Genomic DNA, 22,571 nt, shown 5'->3' with positions numbered 1-22,571 from the left:
TTTTCTGTTTCATGAGCATCTTGCGGAGTCGAAAAAGAACTGTATAGTCGTACATATGCTTTAATCGGTGAATAAAGCAATGCCTACGCTGTCAGTTCATGTGCTTGGCGAGGGTGAGCGAGTCCCGATGCTCCACGATGAGCAGGGCGTGCCCCTCTTCTATCCGACGCTGTTCGCGACAAGCCAACTCCGGAATGCTGGAGCTGCCGTCAACACAATCCGCAACAAGCTGTCTGATCTCGTCGTGCTCATGCGCTGGGAACAGACACACGGGCGGGACTTGATCGCGGAGTTTCGCAGCAGTCGCTTCCTCACCGTCGCGGATGTGGACTCGCTACGCGACTTCGCCAAGCTCGACATGCGGCATTGGCAGTCCGATGGAGAAAGGGCATCACCACAGTCTGATGGAGTCATCGACTTTATCGAGGCCAGGGTTGCACGGAAGCAGACTCAACCCACAATTGGTGGTCAGCAGCACTTCAATCGCCTCAGTACCTTCGCGGATTACCTGGAATTTACGGCTTCCGTCGTCACGCAGCACCAGAATTCACCCAAGGTTGCGCAGGAAATCGCGCGGATGGCAAAGACCATTCGCAAACACCGGCCCAAAGGGCTGGCTAAGCAACTTGATGAGGATAAGGAACTCAGATCGCCACCGACGGAGCTGGTTGACCGCTTCATGGCGGTAGGGGCGGAAGGTGATCCACGCAATCCTTTCCGGGATCCCAGCGTCCAACTACGCAACGCAATCATCTTCGGCATGGCCCGGCTTACCGGCATGCGGCGAGGGGAGTTGCTCAGCCTTCGCATTGATCAGTTCGATCTGGGGCACGAACCGCATGTTTGGGTTCGGCGCAACCAGGACGACGCGCATGACTCGCGACGTTATCAGCCGGTAGCCAAGACCAAAGAGCGGCCGCTGCCGTTGTCAGAGTCACTGACAAACCAGATTGATCGATACATCTTTCAGGTCCGAGCCAAGATTGGCCCGGCCAGAAAGCACCCATACCTATTTGTGTCCCATCACAAGAGCAGGGGCTGGGGAAAACCGCTGTCAATCTCTGCGCTAAACCAAATGTTCGATCGGATGAGGAAGGTCGATCCGGCCTTTGCGGCTATCCACACCCATGCTTTCCGACACCATTTCAACTATGAGCTGTCCGTCAGTATTGATGAGAACAATGCCAAGGCGCGGGCGAAGGAAACTGGATCTGATTCGTCGCCAATCAGTGAGGCCCGGGAGCTGGACGTGCGCGCCTTCCTGAATGGCCATCGGAGCAAGGCTTCGGGGACAAGGTATAACCGACGTCACATCCGTGAAGCCAGCGACAAGGCGGCACGGATGGTGCAGGCAGGGATCGAGTGCGGTAAGGACCTAGGGGAGGACGGCGATGAGTCGCGTTAAGGCTGCGCCGCCAAGTGTCGGGAAGAGGCTGCCCGCACCTTCGGTGTCCAAGGACGGGTACTCGTTCGACGCATCCGCCGATCATTGGCGACTGAACAAAGACGTGCAGCTCTCACTGGTGTTTCCAACAGCGGTAGAGCCTGAAACCGAGGCGGGATTCCGCGCCACCTTGCGGCGCTACGCCGAAGAGGCTTCGGCGCGTCACGCACGCAACATGGAGACGCGATTCAAGCGATTTCTTAGGGACACTGGGACTGTGAGAGTGACCTCGGTCGATCTCATCAACTGGCGCGCCAGCTTGGGCACTGATGAGCAGTGGCAACTGGGTGGATTGAAGGGATTCCTCCTTGCCTGGGCCGACTATGGGTTTGAAGGGGTTTCCAAGGAGGTCGTTGACCTGCTCGAAGGCTGGCGAATCAAGGGTAACGAGAAGGGCGCTGCCGTTGCCGGTGGATGCCCCGAGACGGGACCCTTGACCGACCTTGAAATGGCGGCCTTGCTGGATTGGGCAAACATGGCGGTGGTTCGCAAGCACATTGCATTCGAAGACTACGCGTACCTGCTTTCTCTAGTGATGACGGCGCGACGCCCCGTTCAGATCGCAGCGCTCAGGGGACGGGATCTGGGTCAAGTGGCTGGCGAGGGGGCACCTCTCTACAGGTTGAATATCCCGCGAGCCAAGCAGCGAGGTGGGAGATTTCGCGGGACCTTTCGGTCCTTGGCCATCCTTGAAGACCTCTTTCTGGTCCTGAGGGCCCAGCACCAACAGTCCGTTGCCGCAGTCTCAGAAGCCATCGGAATGGCACTCGCCCCGGAATTGGCGGACGAGGTGCCAATATTCATCAACCGGAACAGCCTCAAAGACATCCACCGTGTCGATGAGCTTCAGGATTGCCTGGCCGGGCGCGCCCCGGACCTGCTGCACGCGACAACGGCACAGCTTAGGCAGGCCCTGCAGCGTTGTGCCAAAGCCTCTACAGCACGTTCAGAGCGCACCGGTGAGTTCATTCGCCTGTCGGCAACCCGATTCCGGCACACGCGCGGGACCAAGCTCCGGCGCGAAGGCTTCAGTGCCTTCATCATTGCCGAGTTGTTGGATCACTCCGACATCCAGAACGTGGGGGTATATACCGAGAACACGGCGCAAGAAGCCGTGGTCATCAATGAGCTGGTGGGGGCTCAGCTCGCTCCCTTTGCGCAGGCCTGCCTCGGCAAGTTGGTGTACTCGGAGCGTGAGGCAATCCGAGGTGACGATCCGCGAAGCCGCGTGCCCAATGATCGGCAGCACCCCGTAGGCAACTGCGGGAACTACGGTTTCTGCGCCAGCGGGTTCCGCGCCTGCTACACCTGCTACCACTTCCAGCCATGGGTCGATGGCCCGCATGAGGAAGTATTGGCAGACCTCTATGCTGAGAAAGACCGTGTCAGGGCGGCAGGCTGTCCGGAGGTCGTGGTCAATGCCAACGACCAGTTGATCTTGGCTGTCGAGCACTGCGTCTCGATGTGCAAGGAGGCTAAGACGCGCTTGATCGACGTGCGCCTTTTGGAGGCTGACTGCAATGGGTGAGATCGTTCAGTTCGTGCCTCGCGCCGACCGAGATGCCAGCGCCAATCTCGCTGAGTTCATCCGGCTGGCGAGGGAAGATCTGACCGCCTTCGCTAGCGGGGGGGCTTGGGATAAGGACAAGTGGAAGCACAACGAGACCGCCGTTGTCTTCGCCACGAAAACGGCTCCGCTCGACAGCTATTCCTTTACGCCTCTGGCGGATCCATTCAAGCAATTCGCCAAAGCCTACGTTCGGTACAGCTACAGCCAAAATCCAGTCAAAGACCTTAGCAGTACAGTGCAGGCTCTCCGTTGTGTGGAGGCCGGCCTATTGTCTGCATGTGGCCGTGCGGAAATTTCACTTCTAAGCGCGGCTGTCATGGATGTGTGTGCCGATAAGTGTAGGGCGTTCTATTTCAGCGCGGAGGTTCAGTGCAATACAGGAAGGAAGATCCAAGCGATCTTTGACTTTATGCGGGAGAAGCGCCTAGTTCCGTCGCTTCCGGCTTGGAAGTCACCATTCAAGAAGCCAGTTATCCTCACTGAGGATTTGGGTGAGGCGGGACAGGCACATCGCGCGGCAAAGCTTCCGACGAATGACGACATGCTTGCCGTCGCTGACCTTTTTGCGCTCGCGGACGACACGGAAAGTCGATTCTATTCGTCTATCTTCATCCTCCTGATGGTCGCGCCCAGTCGCATTTCAGAGGTCTTGAAGCTTCCTATCGACTGTGTTCAGTGGGAGAGCGACGAACGTGGACAGCCTCAAATGTTCATGCGCTGGCGTGCGGCCAAGGGTAAGGGGACAACCAAGAAGTGGGTCGTGCCCGCTATGCATGAGGTCGTTCAGGAGGCTGTGCGAAGGCTGGTTGAGATTAGCGGGCCCGCGCGTGAAGCAGCACGTCAGGCATTCAAGCACGCAGATGGGTCGCCGGAGGCAGGCGCACTGGCCAGTGTCGAAGAGTTTGGGGGCATTTACTGGCCCTACCTGGACGAAGAGAAGACCCTAAAGACTTGGGACGCGCTGTGTCTCCATCGGAAGAACGAGTTTAGTCGGGATCGGGCCATCCGGGAGGACTCCTGGCGAGTTCCCGATGCCAACGAGGTAAACAGACGCTTGGGCTCTGGATTGATCGAATCACTCTTTCAGCGTTATAGCCTGCAGCGTGCTGATGGCTCTCCCATCAAGCTAACGTCGCACCAACTTCGCCACTGGCTGAGCACCATGTCAGAGCGGGCCGGGATGGATGACTACACCCTTGCTCAATGGGCAGGTCGCGCGCGAGTCGCTGACAATCGGCACTACGACCACCGCACCCCCGAGGAGCGCCTTGAGGAAGCAAAGAAGCTGCTACCCATTCAGCCGACCCCACTGCTGGAGCGCATCAAGCATCGCCAGCCAGTCGCCTACCAGGAACTTGGTGTGGATCGATTGGGTACGGCCAAGGCCACGCTCTACGGCATGTGCGTTCACGACTACGCCATGGCGCCGTGTCAGAAACATCGCGAGTGCATGACCTGCAAGGAGCATGTCTGCATCAAAGGTGATTACGTCACACTGGAACGCATCCTCCTGCTGGAAGCGCAGACCGAGCTCTTGCTTGAGTGTGCTCAGAAGGCCCATGAAGACGGCGATTTTGGGGCAGACCGCTGGGTGGACAACCACAAATGGAAGCTTGCGCATGTCAGGGCCATGCGAATGGCGCTTGAGCACCCGAGCGTTCCAGAGGGGGCGGTGCTGCGGATACCTGACGAGCACGACCCCTCGCCAGTGCGGCGCGCACTCATGGACCTTGGCGTGATTGAGGTGCCCTCCTTGGAGGCCCTAAGTCCGAAGGCAATCCCGTTGGTTCTGGCCTGATTCCCTATGCCTAAGAAGATCATTACCAAGGCGACTCTGCCCAAGGTCATGCGCGAGCTGGATCGCTGGGAGGGCAAGCTCACATGGCCGCTATTCTGCGAGCGCATCGCAAAGATCCTCGATGTTGGCTCGGTGTCCAAGCACACCATGTACCTGTATCCCGCGATCAAAGAGCGATTTCAGCAGCGCCAGAAGGACTTGCGGGAGGTAAAGCAGGCACTGCCAAGGGATTTCACCTTGGAGGCGGCCACCCGGCGTATTTCCGACCTTGAGGCGCAGGTCAAGCGGCTCGAGGAGACCAACAATAGGCTCCTCGACCAGTTTCGGCGGTGGCAATACAACGCCTACGCCAATAACGTCAGAATGGACCTGTTGGCTTGGGATAAGCCCCTGCCCGAAATGAACCGAGCAGGACGGAAGCGCGGGAAGAAGAAGTCGAAGGAAGCGAAGAAGTCGTGAGTGGACAGATGAATTTGTGGAAGATGGAAGATATTGGGCGCCGAGTGTTGATCACGGAATCGATCCACCATGTTTGAACAGACCTTCAAGAATATCGACGACATCCTTCACAAGGATGCCGGCTGTACCAGCGAGCTCGACTACACCGAGCAGTCCTCGTGGCTTCTGTTCCTGAAGTACCTCGACGCGCTTGAAGCCGACAAGGCGAGCGAGGCCGCGCTTGAAGGCAAGCCCTACCGCTACATCATCGAGCCGGCCTACCGCTGGGAGAGCTGGGCCGCACCCAAGGGGCCGGACGGCAAGCTCGACCACAACGCGGCGCTCACGGGCGACGACCTGCGCGATTTCGTCAACGGCAGGCTCTTCCCGTATCTCGCAGGCTTCAAGCAGCGCGCCAGCGGCCCGAACACCATCGAGTACAAGATCGGTGAGGTGTTTGGCGAGATCAAGAACAAGATCCAGAGCGGCTACAACCTGCGCGACGTGATCGAGCACGTCGACGAGCTGCGCTTCGGTTCGCAGAGCGAGAAGCACGAGCTCTCGCACCTCTACGAAGCCAAGATCAAGAACATGGGCAACGCCGGCCGGAACGGCGGCGAGTACTACACGCCCCGGCCGCTGATCCGCGCCATGATCAAGGTGGTCAAGCCCAAGATCGGCGAGCGGATCTATGACGGCGCCTGTGGCTCGGCCGGCTTTCTGTGCGAGGCCTTTGAGTACCTCTCCAGCCGGCCGAGCCTGACCACGGCCGACCTCAAGACCCTGCAGACGAGCACGTTCTACGGCAAGGAGAAGAAGAGCCTCGCCTACGTGATCGCGATCATGAACATGATCCTGCACGGCATCGAGGCGCCCAACGTCATCCACGCCAACACGCTGGCCGAGAACATCGCCGACATTCAGGACAAGGACCGCTTCGACGTGATCCTGGCCAACCCGCCCTTCGGCGGCAAGGAGCGCAAGGAGGTCCAGCAGAACTTCCCCATCAAGACCGGCGAGACGGCCTTCCTGTTCCTGCAGCACTTCATCAAGACGCTGAAGGCTGGGGGCCGGGGTGCGATCGTCATCAAGAACACATTCCTTTCGAACACCGACAACGCCTCGACCAGCCTGCGCAAGCTGCTACTGGAGAGCTGCAACCTGCACACCATCCTCGACTGCCCCGGCGGCACCTTCCAGGGCGCCGGCGTGAAGACCGTCGTGCTGTTCTTTGAGAAGGGCACCAAGACGCGCCAGGTCTGGTACTACCAGCTCGATCCGGGCCGCAGCCTAGGCAAGACCACAGCGCTTAACGACGCCGATCTGGTGGAGTTCGTCGATCTGCAGAAGAGCTTCGCGGCCTCGCCAAAGAGCTGGACGCTGGACGCGGCCAGTATCGACACGACCACATATGACCTGTCGGTCAAGAACCCGAATGCCGGCGAAGTGGTCACGCTGCGCAGCCCGCAGGAAATCCTCGACGAGATCGCCGCGCTCGATGCTGAGAGTGCTGAGGCCCTGGCCACGATCCGGGAGCTGGTGGCGTGATGGGGTGGACGGAAGCTGTTCCCTTGGGAGCGCATGCGCAAGTGATTGCAGGGCAATCACCGGATGGCCGGTTCTATAACCAAGACGGCAACGGCTTGCCGTTCTATCAAGGCAAGAAGGACTTTGGTGCCTCGGAACTTCAGCCGCCTACGAAGTGGACCACTCAAGTCACCAAGGAGGCCTTGCCCGGCGACATCCTCATGTCGGTTCGGGCGCCTGTCGGCCCAGTCAACTTCACTCGAGAGAAGGTCTGCATCGGCCGCGGGCTTGCGGCCATTCGGTGCCGGAACAGCATGGACGCCGACTTCCTCTTCTACCAGTTGCTCGGTATGCAAGACCGGATCGCAGGGAAGGAAGGGGCGGTCTTTGCATCAATCAACAAGGCGGAAATAGAGGCGTTGCCGATCGTGGCGCCACCCCTCCCCGAGCAGCGCCGCATAGTCGCCATCCTCGACGAGGCCTTTGAGGCCATCGCCACGGCCAAGGCCAACACCGAGAAGAACCTGCAGAACGCGCGGGAGGTGTTCGAGCAGCAGCACGATGCGATCTTCGCAGACCTCGCGAACAGTGCGGAGCCTATTCATCTTGGCGAACTGGCGACTTTCCGGAATGGTGTCAATTTCACCAAGCGAAGCAACGGCTGCTCCATCAGGATTATCGGTGTCAAGGACTTCCAGAGCCACTTCTGGGCCCCACTTGATGACCTAGACGTGGTGACGCTCGACGGTGATCTGAGTCCCAACGACGCGGTATCCGAGGGCGACATCTTGACCGTTCGATCCAACGGCAATCCGGAGTTGATTGGGCGTTGCATGGTTGTGGGAGGCTTGAGAGAGCCTGTCACGCACTCCGGATTCACTATTCGGATCAGTGTCGATCGCGGCAGAGCAGTTCCGCCATATGTCTGTCAGTTTCTGAGGTCGCGTGTTGTGCGCCGCAAACTGATTGACGGCGGGAATGGGCTCAACATCAAGAGCCTCAATCAAGGCATGCTGGCTGAGGTCGCTGTCCCGTTACCGCCGCGTGATACCCAAGAGCAGTGTGTCGCCAGGATCGAGGCTCTGACAACTGCGACCCGTGATCTGGCCGATCTCGCTGATCGCAAGACTGCCGCCCTTGACGAGCTCAAGAAGTCCCTGCTGCACCAGGCCTTCACCGGCAAGCTCACGGGCAAGGCAACCGACCGGCAACTGGAAGCAGTGGCATGAACGAAGCCGACACCCGCGCCGAACATATCGACCCCGCGCTTCAGGCGGCCGGATGGGGCGTGGTCGAAGGCAGCCGCATCCGCCGAGAGGTCATCGCGCCCGGCCGCTTGCAGGGCAAGGGCCAGCGCGCAAGGGCGGAGATCGCCGACTACGTGCTGATCTATCGGAACACCAAGCTCGCGGTTATCGAGGCTAAGGCCTGGGACAAGCCCTACACGGAGGGTCTGGCGCAGGCCAAGCAGTACGCCAGGAAACTGGCCGTGCGCTTCACCTATGCCACCAATGGCCAAGCCATCTACGGCGTGGACATGGCCACGGGCGAGGAGGGCGATGTCGCCGCCTACCCGACCCCCGACGAGCTCTGGGCCAAGTCCTTTGCCGAGGCCAACGCCTGGCGCGACCGCTTCGCCGCCGTGCCCTACGAGGACAAGGGCGGCGCCTGGGAGAGCCGCTACTACCAGGAGATCGCGATCCGACGCGTGCTCGAAGCCATCGCCGAGGGGCGCGAGCGGATCCTGCTTACCCTGGCCACTGGCACCGGCAAGACGGCGATCGCCTTCCAGCTTGCCTGGAAGCTTTTCCAGAGCCGCTGGAACCTGACCGACTGGAAAGGGGATGGCGAGCCTTCACGCCGGCCCCGTATTCTGTTTTTGGCCGATCGGAACATCCTGGCCGACCAGGCTTACAACGCCTTCTCAGCCTTCCCCGACGATGCTTTGGTGCGCATAGCGCCCGACGAGATCAAGAAGAAGGGGAGAGTGCCAAAGAACGGCAGCATCTTCTTCACGATCTTCCAAACCTTCATGAGCGGCCCGCCCAAAGATGGCCAGCCCTCGCCCTACTTCGGCGAATACCCGCCGGACTTCTTCGACTTCATCGTCATCGACGAGTGCCACCGGGGCGGCGCCAACGACGAAGGCCAGTGGCACGCGATCCTGAACTACTTCGCCCCGGCCGTGCAGCTCGGCCTCACCGCCACGCCCAAGCGCCGGGGCAACACCGACACCTATGCCTACTTCGGCGAGCCGGTTTACACCTACTCGCTGAAGGAGGGCATCAACGACGGCTACTTGACGCCCTTCAAGGTCAAGCAGATCGCCACGACGATCGACGACTACACCTACACGCCGGACGATGCGATCGTCGAGGGCGAGGTTGTCCCCGGAAAGCGCTACGTCGAGGGCGACTTCAACCGCGTGATCATTATCCCCGAGCGCGAGGAATACCGGGTCAAGCTCTTCATGGAGATGATTGATCAGCGCGAGAAGACCATCGTCTTCTGCGCGACACAGCCGCATGCGCTGATGGTGCGTGACCTGATCAATCAGCTGAAGGCGAGCAAGGATCCCGACTACTGCGTGCGCGTCACGGCCGATGACGGTGCACGGGGTGAGCAGGCGCTGCGCGACTTCCAGGACAACGAGAAGACCATCCCGACGATCCTGACCACCTCGCAAAAGCTCTCAACCGGGGTGGATGCGCGCAACGTGCGCAACATCGTGCTGATGCGCCCGGTGGGATCGATGATCGAGTTCAAGCAGATCGTCGGCCGCGGCACCCGCCTGTACGACGGCAAGGACCACTTCACGATCTATGACTTCGTGAAGGCGCACCACCATTTCAACGACCCGGAGTGGGACGGAGAGCCGCAGGAACCGGAGCTCGGAGAGCCCGGAGAGCCCAGGGGGCCGCGCGAGCCGGGAGAGCCCGGCGAGCCCGATCCTCTGCCGCCAGGCGAGCCAGAGGCGCCGAAGCAGAAGGTCCAGGTCAAGCTGGCCGACGGCAAGGCTCGCGCAATCCAGAGCATGAGCGCGACGACGTTCTGGAGTGCGGATGGGCGGCCCATGTCTGCGGCCCAATTCCTCGAAGCCTTGTTCGGCACCCTGCCCGAGTTCTTCAAGGACGAGGACGAGCTGCGCCGCATCTGGAGCGCGCCAGAGACCCGCAAGAAGCTGCTGGCTGATCTAGCGGATCGTGGCTTCGGCAAAGAGCCGCTGGCCGAGATGCAGAAGATCATCGAAGCCGAGAAGAGCGACCTCTTCGATGTGCTCGCCTACGTGGCGTACGCACGAGATCCGCTGACGCGCGAGGCCAGAGCCGAAGCGGCACGTGCCGCGTCCGCCGGCGAGTTCACCGACAAGCAGCAGGCCTTCATCGACTTCGTGCTCGCGCAGTACGTCAAGCAGGGAGTCGACGAACTCGACGCGGAGAAGCTCTCACCGCTGCTGCGGCTTCGGTACAAGGCGCTGAATGATGCCTTCGCCGAGCTTGGAAAGCCGGAGCAGGTGCGCCAGGTGTTCGTCGGGTTCCAGCGGCATCTGTATGGCCAGGAAGGTGCCGTGCCATGAGCGACGACTATCTACGACAGGTTCTCGCCCAGTACGCTGTTGATGCCGGGCCCTACTCTGCCGTCCGCCAGGTGCAGGGGTTGCTCGAGCCGACGATCAATAAGTGGGGTGGGCAACTGGTCCTGTGCGTCGAGCCAAGTGGTTCGTTCGCGAAAGGCACGGCCATTCGGTCCGGTACAGACATTGATCTGTTCGTTTCGTTGTCCTCAACTACCGAGCACACCCTATCCAATATCTACCAGACACTCTTCAACGCGCTTGATGGAGCAGGCTTCAAGCCAAGGAAGCAAAACGTATCTATCGGGATGCGTATTGGGTCCTATGACGTGGATGTCGTGCCGGGTCGCAGACAAAGCGCCTACGGCAACGATCACTGGCTCTACAGCAACAAGCGGCAGAGCCACCTGCAAACAAACGTCTCTCGCCACATCGCCGCTGTATCTCAGTCTGGGAGGACTGACGAGATCCGCCTGCTCAAGATCTGGCGCAACCGTAGAGGCCTCACCTTTCCGTCCTTCTACTTGGAGCTTGCTGCCATCCGTGCACTTCATGGGCGCTTGACCGGCAACCTGTCTAGCAATGTGGTGGTCGCTCTTGAGTTCCTCCGCGATAGCCTCGAAGGCGCAAGGTTCGTCGATCCTTCCAATACCAACAACATCATCTCGGATGACCTAACGGCGAACGAAAAGCGCAGCATCGCCAGTGCGGCACGAGCAGCGCTACAGAGTAGTTGGGGGGCCGAGTTCGCATGAGTGGTTCATGGTCACTCCCAGGACTGTTTGATCATCTTCACCAGTCGGTAGAGGATGACCTTCGACGCGCACGCACAGCTATAGGCCATCCCACGGAGGTGGGAGATGCGAGCGAGTCCGTGTGGATCGAGGTCCTGAACAAGCACCTACCTCTCCGCTACAGAGCCACCAAGGCCCACGTCGTCGACAGCGAGGGCTCGTTCAGCGAGCAGATCGATGTTGTCATTCACGATCGCCAGTACTCGCCGCTAGTCTTCGACTTCAAGGGCAGTTTGGTGGTGCCGGCCGAAAGCATCTACGCGGTGTTTGAAGCCAAGCAAGAGATGACCGCCGGGCACATTCAGTATGCCCAGCAGAAGGTCTTGAGCGTACGTCGTCTACACCGGACCAGCATGCCGGTCCCCACCGTCGATGGCCCCAAGAGTCCCAAGGCACCCCCTCACATACTTGGCGGCCTCTTGACGCTGAACTGTTCGTGGTCACCGCAGTTCGGCGACACGATGGAAAAGCATCTAAGGAGCGATCTAGGTGATGGCCGGCTGGATCTGGGCTGTGTAGCTGAAGGTGGACTCTTTACGTTCGATGAGACCTCAAGCTCCTACAGCCTGCAGGCCGCAACTCGTCCAGCGACCCGATTCCTGTTCGAGCTCATTGCACGGCTGCAGGCTATGGCGACGGTTCCGATGCTCGATGTTCGAGCTTACGCAAGGCACATCCCCTGAGTGGCCTCGCTTGCTTTCCACGGATGCTAAGGAGGGGGCGTCGGACTAACCGAGATGGTTGAGCAAAAGGTACAGTGCTTAGAGATGTCGTCGGGTTCTCTACCAAAAGAGAGGGTGGGGGTGAGAAAGTCTTTGGAAAATAGATGCACATTCAGGTGCTTGCGCGTCAGGTTTGGTGATCGAGAGCTGAGTATGTGTGCACAACCGTTCTGAGACACTATCCAGCGCACCATCCAGCGCGCAGGGCGCGGCCCGCGCTTGCGGCTTTGGGCGGAACAAGGAGTGGGCATGAGCGGGCAGCAGCGCCAGTTGACCCTGAGTTTCCTCGCCGAGCCGTCGGACGTGAACTTCGGCGGCAAGGTCCACGGCGGGCAGGTGATGCGCTGGATCGACCAGGCCGGCTACGCGGCGGCGGTCGGCTGGAGCGGCTGCTACAGCGTGACGGTGGCAGTGGGCGGCATCCGCTTCGTCGCGCCGATCCGTATCGGTGACCTGGTCAGCGTCCATGCCACTTTGATCTTCACCGGCACCACGTCGATGCACTTTGCCGTGGATGTGCGCGCCCGTGATCCGCGCGGCGATGCCGGCAGCGCCCGACTGTGCACCCACTGCGTGATCGTGTTCGTGGCACTGGCCGGTCCGGAGGGTGCCTCGACGGCCGTGCCGCCGTGGACCCCGCAAACGGACGAGGATCGGCGTCTTTCCGAGTACGCCCAGCAGGTCATGGCGCTGGGCAAGGATGTCGAGAAAACCGTGGCGCGCTATCGCTAGGCAGCCGGGCGGGCGTCCGGGAGGCGCGTGCCAAGTGCTGGAATGCCGGAGACGAAAACGCCGCCCGACGGCGGCGTTTTGGTGCATGGAACAGGCTTGCTGCCTCAGCTGCCGACCGCCAGACGCCGGGCTTCGAGGAATTTCTGCGACCAGTAGCCCGAGGCCAGGCTGGACACGGTGACATCGCGGCCGGTGCGCGGGGCGTGCAGGAACATGCCGTTGCCGATGTAGATGCCGACGTGGTCGATGTGGCCGCGGCGACCGAAGAACACCAGATCGCCCTCGGCCAGCGCGCTGCGATCGGACACCGGGGTCCCTTCACCGGCCATCGCCCGCGACACCCGCGGCAGATCGATGCCGATGGTGCGGAACACGTAGCCGACGAGGCCACTGCAGTCGAAGCCGCTTTCCGGCGAGGTGCCACCCCAGCGATACGGGGTGCCGAGCAGGGTGAAGGCGCGCTGCATGACCGTGCGCACCAGCGAGCGGTCGTTGCTGGCGGCGGCCTGCGCACGTGCGGGTTGGACCGTGCGTGCCGCTTCCGGCGTGATCGCGGCCAAGCGCGGGACGGCCAGTTCGGAAGACAGCGAAGGGACGGCGGGAGTGGGCTGGGCCGGGGTCACGGTGGCGGCCTCGGCTGGCCGCTGGGCCAGCGCGGGCGGGATGGCGGTGACTGCCAGCGTCACGGTTTCGGCCGCCGCCGGCTCGGTGGCGCTGGTCGATGCGGCGGACGGCGGCTGGCTGGCTATCGCCGGGAGCCCTGCGGCAGCGAGCAGCAAGGCTGAAAGCAAGCGGACTGCCCCCCTGGCGGGGTGAGCGGGATGGTGGTGTGGCAGTGGGTCTGTCTTCACGCAGTCATCACGATGAAAAATCAGGCTGCACTATGCCGACCTGCGCCGGGCAAAGGGTTCAGATTTCGTTATTTCATAGAAGTATGAATGGGTTGGATTGCGAATTTCACCAATTCATTTATATGAATGGGCGAAATTCTTGCCCTGAGCTTGGCCGGAACCGGACTGAACTTGCGTTCCTACCAGATGGCGGGTTTGTGATCGAAGGCGCAGCTCCATGCGTGCGCAGCGTTTCTGCCGCGTGCTCGCACCGTTCAGAACAGCAGCCGCCGCGCACCGCTGTAGTGATCGCGCCACCAGGTGTCGTCCAAGCGGTCCAGCCGAACCGTGCCGCCGCTGCTGGGCGCATGGACGAAGCGGCCTTCGCCCACGTAGATGCCGACGTGGCTGACCTTCCCGCCCGCGCCGAAGAACACCAGGTCGCCGCCGGCCAGCTGCCCGGGCTGGATCCGCGGGCCCTGCAGCTTGATCAGTTCCGAGGTGGTGCGCGGCAGGCGCATGTTGAGCATGTCCCGGTACACGTAGTTGACCAGCCCGCTGCAATCGAAGCCGCCTTCGGGCGTGTTGCCGCCCCATTTGTAGGGCGTGCCGACGAGGCTGATGGCGCGGATCAGCACCGCGTTGGCCTTGGCCGGATCGGCCGGGGCAACCACCGGCCAGGCGTGTCGGCCGGCCGCCGGGCGCGGCGCCTCGACAACCTGCTTGCCACCAAAGCAGCCGGCCAGCAGGAGCAGCGATGGCAACAGCAGCGCGCAGCGTCGATAATGCGCATCCGGTCGCTGATTGCAGTCGGCTGGTCTCATCCCGCGCAGTGTCGGCCCAATATGGCGCGCCGGCAAGCGCCCAACCGATGGCAGGAGTTTCATGAAGATCGAAAAAGACCGGGTCGTGAGTTTCCATTACAGCGTTGCCGAAGCCGGCAAGGAGGCGCTCGAGAGCTCGAAGGACGCCGGCGAGCCGATGGCGGTGCTGTTCGGGCGCGGTCAGATCATCCCGGGCCTGGAGAAGGCGATGGAGGGCCATGAAGCCGGCGACAGCTTCAAGGCCGCGGTGACGGCGGCCGAAGCCTATGGCGAGCGCCGCGACGGGCTGACCCAGCGGATCCCCAAGAAGCATTTTGGCGCGCAGCGGTTGCATCCCGGCATGCAGATCGTGCTCAACACCAACCACGGGCCGCGTGCGGTGGTGATCGAAAAGGTCGGCATGAGCGTGGTTGATGTGGATCTCAACCATCCGATGGCCGGCAAGGACCTGGAGTTCGACATCGAGATCGTCGACGTGCGCGAGGCCAGCGCGGAAGAGCTGGCGCACGGCCATGTGCACGGTGCGGGTGGGCACCACCACTGATCCAACGTGGGCGGGCGATCGGCCCGGGGTTCCCCTGACCGTGGATGACGAAACGGCCCGCGTTGCGGGCCGTTTGCTTTGCCGGGCAAGAAGTCGGCGTGACATCCTGCACATGCATGCCCCACAGGCGCAGCATTAGGGTCCAAACAGGGCGAGTAGAGGCCAATCAGGGTCGGGGGTTGCTGCATGACTGTCGGGTTCTCTCCGGTTTCCAGTCGCGACCGCATCCAGGCGATGGACGTGATCCGCGGTTTCGCCCTGCTCGGCATCGCGTTGATGAATGTCGAATTCTTCAACCGGCCGCTGGCTGCGCTGGGCGATGGCCTGCCGACGGGCCTGGAGGGGGCCGATGCTTGGGCTGCTCTGGCGATCCACCTGTTCGTTCGCGACAAGTTCTTCACCATTTTCTCGATCCTGTTCGGCATGGGGTTCGCGCTGATGCTGGCGCGTGCACAGGCGGCAGGCCGCCACTTCACGACGCCCTACCTGCGCCGGACGGTGGCGTTGGCATTGTTCGGCTTGGTGCATGGAATGCTGATCTGGGCCGGCGACATCCTGCTCAGCTATGCCTCGGCGGCCGCGGTTTTGCTGGCGGTGTTGTTGGGGCGTGGCTGGATGATGTGGGTGGCCTTCGCACTGCTGATTGCAGTGGGGTTTGCCTTCAACTTGCCCGAAGACGCGGGGTTCACGGCATTCCTCCTGTTGATCGATGCACTGGTATTGACCTGGTTCAGGCGCGGTGCGGCGGCGGGTTCGCTGGCTTTGCAGGGCCGCAACCTGATGAAGGCTGGCCTGACCTTGTACCTGCTGCCGGCCGTGTTGTTGGCGTTGCTGGGGGGAATCCAATGGCGTGCGGAGGCGGCGAGGGCGGTGGGTCCCGTCGCCCAGATGTCCACGGAAGAAACGAGGGCGCGGGCGGAAGGCGAAAGACGGATGAAAGAAGCGCTTCGCCAGCAGGCGCAACAGGCAGCGATGGAGGCTTCGGTGATGACCCGGGGCAGCTACGCGGATGCGGTGAAATTCAGGGCCCCGCATTTCATCGCGGACTTTACCCGAGCCATCTTCTTTGTTCCGATGGCGATGGGGTTGTTCATGATCGGGGCGTGGTTGTTGCGTTCAGGAGCGGTCAATGAGCCCCTGCAGCACCTCGGGCTGCTGCGTGCATGGGCGTGGATCGCGTTGCCGGCAGGTTTGCTGACGACCCTGGCGAGCGCAATGATCGCAACCGATCCCGGCTCCGGTCAGGCGCGTTGGATGACTGCCGGCGGCTTGCAACTGATCGGCAGCCTGCCGATGGCGCTGGGCTATGTCGCCCTGCTGTTGCTGGCATTGCAGCGGCAATCGTGGCGTCGCGGTTTGGGGTGGCTGGCGCCCGCGGGACGCATGGCGCTGACCAATTACATCGGCCAGTCAGTGCTCTGTTCGCTGTTCTTCTTTGGCTATGGCCTGGGCTTCTGGGGCATGCCGCGGGCGCAGCAGGTGCTGTTCGTGCTGGGGATGTTTGTGCTGCAGGTGCTGCTGAGCCGTTGGTGGTTGGCGCGATTCCGCTTCGGTCCGCTGGAGTGGCTGTGGCGTTGGATGACCTATGGGGCTCGGCCCGCCATGCGCGTCGAGGTGCAGGCCGCGATTGCCGGACCCTGACCGTTGGGTGCGCCAGAGCCGAGAGGCCCCTGCTCGACCCGGTTGGGCCCGTGCGAGCGCGTGCCGATCCAGTTCCCATCGGACCGCGCGCGGATGAGTCGCACAGAGCGTCCATAATGACGCGTCTCATCAGACAAGGTCGGCCCACGTGAATGCAGCCGCGCCCGCGTTGTCCGCTGATTGCCTGATCATTGGTGCCGGCGTGTCCGGACTGGCGACCGCGCTGGCGCTGCTGGAAGCCGGGCGTTCCGTCACGGTCATTGATGCCAACACCGTCGGCAGCGGCGCCTCGCACGGCAACTGCGGCACCCTGACGCCCAGCCACGCACCGCCGCTGGCCGGGCCGGGGACGCTGTGGCGGGCGGCGCGCTGGATGTTCACCCCGGACGCGCCGCTGTACATCAAGCCAAGCCTCGATCCGCTGCGGCTGGGCTGGTTCCTCGGCTTTGCGCGCCGCTGCAACGCGAAGGACTACCGCGCCAGCGCGCAGGCCAAGTCGCTGCTGCTGGAAGACTCGCGGCGCCGCATCCAGGACTGGGTGAGCCGCTACGGGCTGTGCTGCGAATTTGCCGAAACCGGCGAGGACTACGTCTTCCGCACCCGTCGCGCGCTCGACCACGAACTGCGCGACCTGCCGCTGCTGCGCGAGTTGGGCATCGCCGTCGAGATCGTCGATGGCGCCGCGTTTGAAGCCAGTGATCCCGCCTTCAGATCCGGGGTCGTGGGCGCGATGCGCTTTCGTGGCGATGCCGCGCTGCGGCCGGATCGCTACGTGGCCGAACTGGCGCGCGTCGTGCGCGAGCGCGGCGGTCACATTCTGGAAAGCTGCCCTTTGCTCGGTCTGACGGAGGAGGGGCGGGGCGTCCGCGTGCAAACCGCACAAGGCGCATTCTCGGCGCGCGACGCGATCCTCGCCACCGGCGCCTGGACGCCGAAGATTGCCGCTGCCGTCGGCCTGCGCTGGCTGCGCAAGGCGATCCAGCCCGGCAAGGGCTATTCGATCACCTACAGCCGGCCAACGCAGTTGCCCAAGCGGCCGTCGATCCTGTTTGAACCCTCGGTTTGCGTGACGTCCTGGAGCGATGGTTATCGCCTCGGCAGCACGATGGAGTTTTCCGGCTTCGATGCCAGTCTCAACCCGCGCCGGCTGGCTGCGCTGGAACGCGGCGCGCGTGCGTTCCTGCACGAACCCGTTGGCCCGCAGGAACGGGAACGCTGGTGCGGCTGGCGGCCGATGAGCCGCGATGACGTGCCGCTGATTGGCCGTGCCCCCGGGCATGCCCACCTGTGGCTGGCAGTCGGCCACGGCATGATGGGCGTGGGCATGAGCGCCGGCACCGGCCAGCTGCTGGCGGATTTGCTCTGCGACCGTGCGCCCACCGTGGATCCGGGGCCGTTCGACCCGGCACGATTCGCATGAGCACCCAGTCGAATTGCCTGGCCTGCGGCGCGTGCCTGCCGGTCTGCCGCGGCCATGCTGCGCTGGCTTGGCGAAATCACGCTTCCGCTGCGCACGGGTTTCCGCATTTCCACAGATTGCAGAAACGGCGTCAGCAGCGATCTGACGCCTGACTTGCAGGAACCTTCGCGGACCTCAGGGTGGCCGGTTCAGTGCGATCCCGGGCCGATGTATTTGTCGAGGAAGGCCTGCACCCTCCGGAACAACTCGGCCCGGTTGTCAGGATTGACGAAGCCGTGCCCTTCGCCGGGAACGGCGAACAACTCTGCCGGCCGTCCTTGCGCGTCCAGCGCCGCAACCATTGCCTTGTATTGGTTGAAGTTGGCCGTGTGGTCATCCTTGCCGTGGGCCAGCATGACCGGTACCCGAAGGTCGGCGACCCGCGTCGTTGGCGAGATTTGCGCAAGCGCGGCCATGTCGGTTCCAAGCGTGCGGTTGAAGAATCGTTCGGTTCGTTCGGAAACGCCACTGTTCGCATCGGTTCTGCGCATGAGCGGAAGGTCATAGACGCCGACATAACCGATCGCGCATTTGTACATGCCGGGATTGAGGATCGGTTGGATCAACGCGGTGTATCCACCGAAGCTTCCACCGAAGGTGCAGATGCGCTGCGGGTCGGCCAGATTTTGTTGTATGGCCCAGCGAACACCATCGCTGATGTCGTCCTGGATCGTCGTGCCCCAGCCCAACCACCCGGATCGTTGGAATGCCTCTCCGCGCCCGCCGGAACCGCGGTAGTTCACCTGCAAGACGGCATAGCCGTGGGTGGCGAGGTACTGGACTTCGTCATCAAAGCCCCAGCTGTCGTACACGCTGAACGGCCCGCCGTGGGCCATGACGACCAGCGGTTTGGGCCCCGTTCCGATCGCGGTATAGAAGCCGTGGATGGTCTGCCCCGAGCGGTTGACGAATTCGATCGACCGCATTTGCGCCATCGATTCGGGCGCGAGCCAGGGCTTGTCGTCGATGATCTTCTGCGCTTGTTTGGTCGTCCTGTCATAGACGTAGTAGCTTCCGATGTCGCGGTCGGACCAGACCTTGAACAGGATCTTGTTGCCGTCGCGGCTGAAGCCGGTGAAATCGAGCATGTGCCCGGGGAAGGATCGCATCAGCCCGGCGTGCAGTTGTGCCCACGCGGAGTTCGGATCGAAGTATTGCAGGCTGGGTTTTGCCTCGTCGAAGGTGACCGCGAATGGAATCCCGCCCCTTCCTTCGTACATGAAACCGGTGACGGCGACGGTCGGGGAGCCTGCGAGCTTGGTGCGGGTACCGGCTTGCAGGTCGATGCGATACGCCTGGGCGGGTTCCAGCGCGTCACTCACCAGTGCGTAGACGGTGTTGTTGTCAGCGGCGAAACGCGCCCCGAAGAGGAGCCTTCCGGCGATGGATTTTGGCAGCGGAGTCCAAGCGTCGCCCGGGTTGCGGCGGTAGGACAAGACGGGTTCGTCGTCCTCGTCGAAGGTCGTGCGGAATCTCGCCACGCCGGTCTGGTCGAACTGGAAGCTGGCCCGGTTGTTCCCGCGCTCGACTTCCTTGCGGTTTCCGGTGCGCGTATCGACTTTGAAGATGACGGTGTCCGGGTTCTCACCGCAATTCCAGCAAGTGAAACGGACCAGAGCCATGCCGGGTTCGTTGTCGAGTACCTTGACCACGCTGGACCAACCCTCATCCTTGCGGCGCCCGCGACGGTTGCCGTCATCGCGGATGTAGCCGAACAGGACATCGCGATTCTTGCCCTGGATGTCGGATGTGTACAGATGGCCCATCGAGACCGGGCGTGCCTTGAGGGGTTCCAACTCCGCCTTCGCCACGACGACTTGATCATCTGCCGTCCACACGACGTCGGACACATGGAATCTCTGGCCAAACCGCAGGACTTGCGTATTGCCGTTGGTCAGGTTGGTCACCTCCAGCTGCGTCTCGAGCCCGTCCTGCGAAGGGATGGCGAGTGCGACGAATTCACCGGAAGGGGACAGCGAGACTTCCCACGCATTGGGCCTGCGCGTGAAGTCCGATGCGGACGGTGGCTGTTGCGCGAGGCATTGGCCGAACGGCAGCAGAAAGACGGCTGCCAGCAGCAAAGAAAGAGCGCGGCGTGGCGATTGGCGTGACTGGCTTGAACGCGGCATTTGAACCCCCTGCGAGTTGACATCGAAATTTTATATCGATGCAACAATAGTAGGAAGCAGTGACTATCGGGGGCTCTTGGTGATTGCAGTGTTTCCGGCGCAGGCAGGGCTCGCCAACCGCCTACAGGGCAAGCACGACGATCAGGCCCGCCGATATCGGCAGGATGAGCAGCAGGATCCAGCGCGGGCGTTCCTTGCGAACCAGCCCGACCACCGCGAACACCAGGGTTGCCAGTGCGCAGCCGGCGGCCAGCAGCACGCCCGATGCGTAGCTGCACATGCCGTCCGCGCATGGTCCGGAAAACCGGTCCAGCAGCGACCACAGTGGCAGGAACAGCGCCGTTGCCGCCACCGAAAGCCAGAGCCACAGGGGCTTGGGGTTTGCTGAATCGATCATGGGCGTCTCCTTCTCGTGGAGGGGCCGAAAATTCAAACCTCGAGCGTCGCCAGGTCGCCTTTCTGTTCCAGCCAGCTGCGGCGGTCGCCGGCGCGCTTTTTCGCCAGCAGCATGTCCATTAGACCACGGGTGGCGTCGGCGTCGTCGACGGTGAGCTGGACCAGGCGGCGGGTGTCGACGTGCATGGTTGATTCGCGCAGCTGCGCCGGGTTCATTTCGCCCAGGCCCTTGAAGCGCGTCACATGGACCTGGCCGCGGATCTTCTCGCGTTCGATCTTCTCCAGCAGCAGGCGCTTCTCGTCTTCGTCGAGTGCGTAGAACACCTGCTTGCCGACGTCGATCCGGAACAACGGCGGCATCGCCACGAACACGTGGCCGCCGCGCACCAGTTCCGGGAAGTGGCGCAGGAACAGGGCCGAGAGCAGGGTGGCGATGTGCAGGCCGTCGGAATCGGCGTCGGCCAGCACGATCACCTTGCCGTAGCGCAGGCCGCTGATGTCGTCCTTGCCAGGGTCGCAGCCGATGGCGACCGCCAGATCGTGCACTTCCTGCGAGGCCAGCACCTGCCCGGAAGCGACTTCCCAGGTGTTCAGGATCTTGCCGCGCAGCGGCAGGATGGCCTGGAAATCCTTGTCGCGCGCCTGCCGCGCGCTGCCGCCGGCGGAGTCGCCCTCGACCAGGAACAGCTCGGTGCGCGACAGATCCTGCGAGATGCAATCGGCCAGTTTGCCGGGCAGGGCCGGGCCTTGGGTCACCTTCTTGCGGACGATCTGTTTTTCGGTCTTCAGGCGGGCGCTGGCGCGTTCGATGGCCAGTTGCGCGATGCGCTCGCCCAGCGCGGTGTTGGTGTTCAGCCACAGGCTGAAGGCGTCGTGCGCGGCGCCTTCGACGAAGCCCGCCGCCTGTCGCGAGGACAGGCGTTCCTTGGTCTGGCCGGAAAACTGCGGGTCGGTCATTTTCAGTGAGAGCACGAAAGCGATCCGGTCCCAGACGTCTTCCGGGGCCAGCTTCACCCCGCGCGGCAGCAGGTTGCGGAAATCGCAGAACTCGCGCAGCGCGTCAGTGAAACCGGTGCGCAGGCCGTTGACGTGGGTGCCGTGTTGCACGGTCGGGATCAGATTGACGTAGCTTTCCTGCACCAGCTCGCCTTCGGGGATCCAGGCCGCGGCCCAGTCCACGATCTGGCCATCGCGCTGCTGGCTGCCGATGAAGATCTCCGGCGGCAGCAATTCGCGGCTTTCCAGCGCGCTCTTGAGGTAGTCGCGCAGGCCGTCCTCGTAGTACCACTGCACGCGCTCGCCGCTGGCCTCGTCGAACAGGCTCACGGTCAGTCCGGGGCAGAGCACGGCCTTGGCGCGCAGCAGGTGCTTGAGCGCGCGCAGGTTGAATTTGGGGGTGTCGAAATATTTCGGGTCGGGCCAGAAGCGAAGGCGGGTGCCGGTGTTCTTCCTGCCGACGCTGCCGAGGGTTTCCAGTTTGCTGGCGCGATCGCCGTGGGCGAAGGCCATGCGGTATTCGCTGCCGTCGCGTTTGATGTGGACGTCGACCCGGGTCGACAGCGCGTTGACCACGCTGACGCCGACCCCGTGCAGGCCGCCGCTGAAGGTGTAGTTCTTGTCGCTGAATTTGCCGCCGGCATGCAGGCGGGTGAGGATCAATTCGACGCCGGGGATCTTCTCTTCGGGATGGATGTCCACCGGCATGCCGCGGCCATCATCGGCGACCTCGCAGCTGCCGTCGGCGAACACGATAACGTCGATCTGGTGGGCATGGCCGGCCAGCGCTTCGTCCACCGCGTTGTCGACCACCTCCTGGGCGAGGTGGTTCGGCCGGCTGGTGTCGGTGTACATGCCGGGGCGGCGCTTGACCGGGTCCAGGCCGGTGAGGACTTCGATGTCGGCGGCGTTGTAGCGTGCGTTCATTCAGTGGCTTGGCAGTGGCGGCGCGCGCGGCGCGCGAAATTGGGGGAAATTGTACGCAAGGCGCTCGCCTGGCTTGGGTCAGCGCTGCGATCGAACCGGGGCGGTTGCGGCGAGGTGCTTGCAAGTATCTGATTGTTCGGGTGAATGGCATGGAGGACGACGGTGGGAAAACTTGCTGCGCTGCATCCGGCGGACAGGCGCAGTTGGGCGCTTGCCGTTAGAATGG

Annotated in this window: 18 protein-coding genes; 13 read left to right on the top strand and 5 right to left on the bottom strand. The window is 62.6% G+C overall.

Annotated features, from left to right (window positions below; all coding sequences use genetic code 11):
* The first annotated feature begins 67 nt into the window (after positions 1–67).
* The 10 genes from M9902_RS03905 (at position 68) to M9902_RS03860 (ending at position 12,599) form a co-directional block, all read left to right on the top strand.
* A complete protein-coding gene (locus M9902_RS03905) occupies positions 68–1,405 on the top strand; it encodes a site-specific integrase (RefSeq protein ID WP_297221266.1) in 1,338 nt (445 codons plus the stop codon).
* Positions 1,406–1,448: 43 nt separating this feature from the next.
* Entirely contained in the window at positions 1,449–2,972 is a 1,524-nt protein-coding gene (locus tag M9902_RS03900) for a site-specific integrase (protein WP_297221265.1), read from the top strand.
* Entirely contained in the window at positions 2,965–4,812 is a 1,848-nt protein-coding gene (locus tag M9902_RS03895; protein WP_297221264.1) for a hypothetical protein, read from the top strand. The genes M9902_RS03900 and M9902_RS03895 overlap by 8 nt, the downstream gene beginning before the upstream one ends.
* Positions 4,813–4,818: 6 nt before the next feature.
* Positions 4,819–5,271: a hypothetical protein gene (locus M9902_RS03890; protein WP_297221263.1), complete on the top strand. Its 453-nt coding sequence runs from the start codon at positions 4,819–4,821 to the stop codon at positions 5,269–5,271.
* Positions 5,272–5,340: 69 nt separating this feature from the next.
* Entirely contained in the window at positions 5,341–6,798 is a 1,458-nt protein-coding gene (locus M9902_RS03885) for a type I restriction-modification system subunit M (protein ID WP_297221262.1), read from the top strand.
* Positions 6,798–8,006: a restriction endonuclease subunit S gene (locus tag M9902_RS03880; RefSeq protein ID WP_297221334.1), complete on the top strand. Its 1,209-nt coding sequence runs from the start codon at positions 6,798–6,800 to the stop codon at positions 8,004–8,006. Before M9902_RS03885 ends, M9902_RS03880 begins: the two co-directional genes overlap by 1 nt.
* Positions 8,003–10,354: a type I restriction endonuclease subunit R gene (locus M9902_RS03875; RefSeq protein WP_297221261.1), complete on the top strand. Its 2,352-nt coding sequence runs from the start codon at positions 8,003–8,005 to the stop codon at positions 10,352–10,354. Before M9902_RS03880 ends, M9902_RS03875 begins: the two co-directional genes overlap by 4 nt.
* Positions 10,351–11,106 carry a hypothetical protein gene (locus M9902_RS03870; protein WP_297221260.1) on the top strand — a complete coding sequence of 252 codons (756 nt, stop codon included), beginning with the start codon at positions 10,351–10,353 and terminating at the stop codon, positions 11,104–11,106. Before M9902_RS03875 ends, M9902_RS03870 begins: the two co-directional genes overlap by 4 nt.
* Positions 11,103–11,828, top strand: a complete 726-nt coding sequence (locus tag M9902_RS03865) for a DUF6602 domain-containing protein (RefSeq protein ID WP_343231869.1) — start codon at positions 11,103–11,105, stop codon at positions 11,826–11,828. The genes M9902_RS03870 and M9902_RS03865 overlap by 4 nt, the downstream gene beginning before the upstream one ends.
* A gap of 288 nt (positions 11,829–12,116) precedes the next feature.
* Positions 12,117–12,599: an acyl-CoA thioesterase gene (locus tag M9902_RS03860; protein WP_297172125.1), complete on the top strand. Its 483-nt coding sequence runs from the start codon at positions 12,117–12,119 to the stop codon at positions 12,597–12,599.
* A gap of 104 nt (positions 12,600–12,703) precedes the next feature.
* Here M9902_RS03860 and M9902_RS03855 read toward each other — a convergent pair whose 3' ends face one another.
* Positions 12,704–13,450, bottom strand: coding sequence for a C40 family peptidase (locus M9902_RS03855; protein WP_297221258.1), 747 nt, complete (start codon positions 13,448–13,450; stop codon positions 12,704–12,706).
* Between the two features lie 254 nt (positions 13,451–13,704).
* Positions 13,705–14,253, bottom strand: coding sequence for a C40 family peptidase (locus M9902_RS03850; protein ID WP_297172119.1), 549 nt, complete (start codon positions 14,251–14,253; stop codon positions 13,705–13,707).
* A 61-nt stretch (positions 14,254–14,314) separates the two neighbouring features.
* On the opposite strand from M9902_RS03850, the gene M9902_RS03845 reads away from it, so the two are divergent.
* The 3 genes from M9902_RS03845 (at position 14,315) to M9902_RS03835 (ending at position 17,858) form a co-directional block, all read left to right on the top strand.
* A complete protein-coding gene (locus tag M9902_RS03845; protein WP_297172116.1) occupies positions 14,315–14,797 on the top strand; it encodes a peptidylprolyl isomerase in 483 nt (160 codons plus the stop codon).
* A 234-nt stretch (positions 14,798–15,031) separates the two neighbouring features.
* Positions 15,032–16,438, top strand: a complete 1,407-nt coding sequence (locus M9902_RS03840; RefSeq protein WP_297172113.1) for a DUF418 domain-containing protein — start codon at positions 15,032–15,034, stop codon at positions 16,436–16,438.
* 148 nt (positions 16,439–16,586) lie between these two features.
* Positions 16,587–17,858, top strand: coding sequence for an FAD-dependent oxidoreductase (locus M9902_RS03835; RefSeq protein WP_297221257.1), 1,272 nt, complete (start codon positions 16,587–16,589; stop codon positions 17,856–17,858).
* Positions 17,859–18,046: 188 nt separating this feature from the next.
* Here M9902_RS03835 and M9902_RS03830 read toward each other — a convergent pair whose 3' ends face one another.
* From M9902_RS03830 to parE, 3 genes are all read right to left on the bottom strand, one after another.
* The gene (locus tag M9902_RS03830) at positions 18,047–20,026 is read right to left on the bottom strand and encodes an alpha/beta fold hydrolase (protein WP_297221256.1); all 1,980 of its coding nucleotides are present in this window, start codon (positions 20,024–20,026) and stop codon (positions 18,047–18,049) included.
* A gap of 121 nt (positions 20,027–20,147) precedes the next feature.
* Positions 20,148–20,423, bottom strand: a complete 276-nt coding sequence (locus tag M9902_RS03825) for a hypothetical protein (protein WP_297221255.1) — start codon at positions 20,421–20,423, stop codon at positions 20,148–20,150.
* A 32-nt stretch (positions 20,424–20,455) separates the two neighbouring features.
* A complete protein-coding gene (parE, locus tag M9902_RS03820) occupies positions 20,456–22,345 on the bottom strand; it encodes a DNA topoisomerase IV subunit B (RefSeq protein WP_297221254.1) in 1,890 nt (629 codons plus the stop codon).
* Between the last annotated feature and the right edge of the window lie 226 nt (positions 22,346–22,571).

Source organism: Thermomonas sp. (assembly GCF_023953935.1).
GTDB lineage: Bacteria > Pseudomonadota > Gammaproteobacteria > Xanthomonadales > Xanthomonadaceae > Thermomonas.
This window is presented reverse-complemented; position numbering and strand designations above follow the sequence as displayed.

Coding starts and splice junctions, on each gene's coding strand:
- M9902_RS03895 (WP_297221264.1), top strand. CDS start 2,965: ATGGGTGAGATCGTTCAGTTCGTGCCTCGCGCCGACCGAGATGCCAGC.
- M9902_RS03890 (WP_297221263.1), top strand. CDS start 4,819: ATGCCTAAGAAGATCATTACCAAGGCGACTCTGCCCAAGGTCATGCGC.
- M9902_RS03885 (WP_297221262.1), top strand. CDS start 5,341: ATGTTTGAACAGACCTTCAAGAATATCGACGACATCCTTCACAAGGAT.
- M9902_RS03880 (WP_297221334.1), top strand. CDS start 6,798: ATGGGGTGGACGGAAGCTGTTCCCTTGGGAGCGCATGCGCAAGTGATT.
- M9902_RS03875 (WP_297221261.1), top strand. CDS start 8,003: ATGAACGAAGCCGACACCCGCGCCGAACATATCGACCCCGCGCTTCAG.
- M9902_RS03870 (WP_297221260.1), top strand. CDS start 10,351: ATGAGCGACGACTATCTACGACAGGTTCTCGCCCAGTACGCTGTTGAT.
- M9902_RS03865 (WP_343231869.1), top strand. CDS start 11,103: ATGAGTGGTTCATGGTCACTCCCAGGACTGTTTGATCATCTTCACCAG.
- M9902_RS03860 (WP_297172125.1), top strand. CDS start 12,117: ATGAGCGGGCAGCAGCGCCAGTTGACCCTGAGTTTCCTCGCCGAGCCG.
- M9902_RS03850 (WP_297172119.1), bottom strand. CDS start 14,253: ATGAGACCAGCCGACTGCAATCAGCGACCGGATGCGCATTATCGACGC.
- M9902_RS03845 (WP_297172116.1), top strand. CDS start 14,315: ATGAAGATCGAAAAAGACCGGGTCGTGAGTTTCCATTACAGCGTTGCC.
- M9902_RS03840 (WP_297172113.1), top strand. CDS start 15,032: ATGGACGTGATCCGCGGTTTCGCCCTGCTCGGCATCGCGTTGATGAAT.
- M9902_RS03830 (WP_297221256.1), bottom strand. CDS start 20,026: ATGCCGCGTTCAAGCCAGTCACGCCAATCGCCACGCCGCGCTCTTTCT.
- M9902_RS03825 (WP_297221255.1), bottom strand. CDS start 20,423: ATGATCGATTCAGCAAACCCCAAGCCCCTGTGGCTCTGGCTTTCGGTG.
- parE (WP_297221254.1), bottom strand. CDS start 22,345: ATGAACGCACGCTACAACGCCGCCGACATCGAAGTCCTCACCGGCCTG.